Below are 604 nucleotides of genomic sequence, written 5' to 3' on the forward strand. Positions count from 1 at the left end.
CCATTTTGTGTAACAGGTGACTTCACTTGGAGAACGCCAGTATATCCTGCTGCACGGCTATTACGTAAAGTGATATTCGGTAATCGTAAATCTGAATCTGTACCATGATCTTCAACGACTAGCGAAGTTTGATATAACCCCGTTTTCCCTCGTCTAAAATACCAATTCCCCTTCCCAGCATAAAAAACATGGGAATCATTCGCGTTTAGCACACTGAGTCCGTTTCTTTGTAACTCCCAATACACAGATTTTTTGATTTCACCATTTTCTATCCCATCGCCAATACCAATGTTCGCATAAGCCCCAGACCATCCTGCACCTGCTTGAGACATAAATAAAGCGCCTGCTGGAGCGCTAGTCTTTTCATCTGATCCTAAGATAAAAGTGGGTTGTACGGAACCATCTGACCTTCTGTAATGTCCTAGAAATGCTCTAGCAACCCCTTTTTCATAGAGACGTATAAATTGGTCATCTAAGCTTACGTAGTTATCCGTATTCGATGTTCGAACTTGGCAACCGGTTAGCAATCCAGATTGAATCCAATTCGTTTTCACCTTACCAACTAAATCAATCATTTCCGCTTTAATTTTGATCCTTTCGGCTG

General features: G+C 41.6%; 1 pseudogene. It reads right to left on the minus strand.

Annotated features, from left to right (window positions below):
• A pseudogene (locus tag JDS99_RS30910) lies at positions 1–604 on the minus strand (phage tail spike protein); the annotation flags it as partial.

The sequence above is a fragment of the Bacillus cereus group sp. N6 genome (assembly GCF_016483705.1).
Taxonomy (GTDB): domain Bacteria; phylum Bacillota; class Bacilli; order Bacillales; family Bacillaceae_G; genus Bacillus_A; species Bacillus_A wiedmannii.